2 protein-coding genes are annotated in these 1513 nt (G+C 64.1%); both read left to right on the forward strand.

What is annotated here, in order from left to right; all coding sequences use genetic code 11:
* Positions 1-658, forward strand: a 658-nt coding sequence (locus tag ACTQXI_RS08845; RefSeq protein ID WP_441548532.1) for a hypothetical protein, incomplete at its 5' end; no start/stop codon positions are given.
* A complete protein-coding gene (istB, locus tag ACTQXI_RS08850) occupies positions 655-1401 on the forward strand; it encodes an IS21-like element helper ATPase IstB (RefSeq protein ID WP_304202432.1) in 747 nt (248 codons plus the stop codon). The genes ACTQXI_RS08845 and istB, both read left to right, overlap by 4 nt.
* Positions 1402-1513 lie beyond the last annotated feature (112 nt).

Raw genomic sequence — 1513 nt, forward strand, 5'->3', positions numbered from 1 at the left:
CCGCTGCTCGGGCTCGGGTTCGAACCGCCACTACGAGAAGGGGCTGACATGGTCGGAGCTGTTCGAGAGGGACAGGTCGGCGATGCCGCCCCTGCCCGCCAAGCCCTTCAGCTGCATGCGATTCGTCACCGGCGTGTCGGTGGACAAGCGCGGCGACGCCACCGTCGACGGCGGCCACCGCTACCATGTGGGCCACAGGCAGGCTTCCGGCACCGTCACCGCCGTGTACGGCGCCCACACCGTCGCGTTCGCGGACGCCGCGGGCGAGATCGTGGCGGAGCACGCGAGGAGGTTCGGGGCCGCGAAGAACGGGCCGGAGGCCGTGTCCCAGCTGGCGTTGCTGGTGAGGAAGCCCGGCGCATGGCGCAACTCGGCGGTCAGGGCCGCCATGCCCGCAGACGTGAGGGCCCATGTGGACGCGCTGGAGTCGGCTGCCAGAAAGGACCTGATCGTGTGCATGCGCAGGTGGTGCAGGGAGAGCTCGGTCGAGGACGTCGGCGCCGCTATCTCCGAGGTGCTGGCCTCAACGGGGAGAGCCAGGCCCTCCGACGTGGAGATGATGCTCGCGAGGATGGGCGGGTTCGGCCTTGGGACGGAGCCCGACGTCGGCCCGGATCTCACTGTCTACGACAGGATGCTCGGAGGTGACGCCGCATGAGCGCGCGAGGCGACCTGGAGAGCGCGGTGAGAAGAGGGTTCAGGGCCGTGATGCTATCCAACCACACTGCGGAGAAGTACGCGTCGGAGTCGACGGCCGCAGAGCTCAGGTTCTTGGCAGGCATGTTCGAGGAGGAGCTCTCCTGGAGAGAGGAGAGCAGGAGGGGGCGGCTGCTGAAACGGGCCAAGTTCCCGGTCCCCAAGACCTTCGAAGGGTACGACTGGTCGAGGGTAAAGGTGCCGGAGGAGATCGGACGCGGGGGCATCGAGAGCTGCAGGTTCATTGCAGACAAGCAGAACCTCGTCCTGTACGGCGGCGTGGGGAACGGCAAGACCCACATGGCCATAGCGTGCGGAACCGCAGCCTGCGCCATGGGGATGACGGTGATGTTCACGACGATCGCAGACCTCGTCGTGAGGATGACCAAGGCCGAAGCCGAGGGAACCTTGGAGAAGGTGTTCAAAGAGGTCGAGAGGGCCGATCTGGTGATACTGGACGAGCTTGGGTACCTTCCCATAAACCAAGATGGCGCCAAGCTCCTGTACCAGGTGGTGAACAAGTGCTACGAGAGGAGAAGCCTTATCGTGACCACGAATCTTGAGTTCAGCAGGTGGGGAAAGATCCTGACCGACGACCAGATGGCGGCTGCCATGATCGACCGAATCGTCCACTACGGCCACCTGGTCGTGTTCGAGGGGCCGACGAAGAGGATGGAGGCCTCGCCTATGGCCCGAAGGGGCTAAGAGGCAAAGCCAAAGAGAGAAAGAGGCACGCCTTTGCCAAACCTGAAACCTTTCCTTGCCACGTGTGAAAAGAACCGCTGCCTCAATTGAAAGCCCGAGCTTGACACAAACA

The organism is Collinsella sp. LCP19S3_C9 (genome assembly GCF_052121575.1).
Lineage (GTDB): Bacteria > Actinomycetota > Coriobacteriia > Coriobacteriales > Coriobacteriaceae > Collinsella.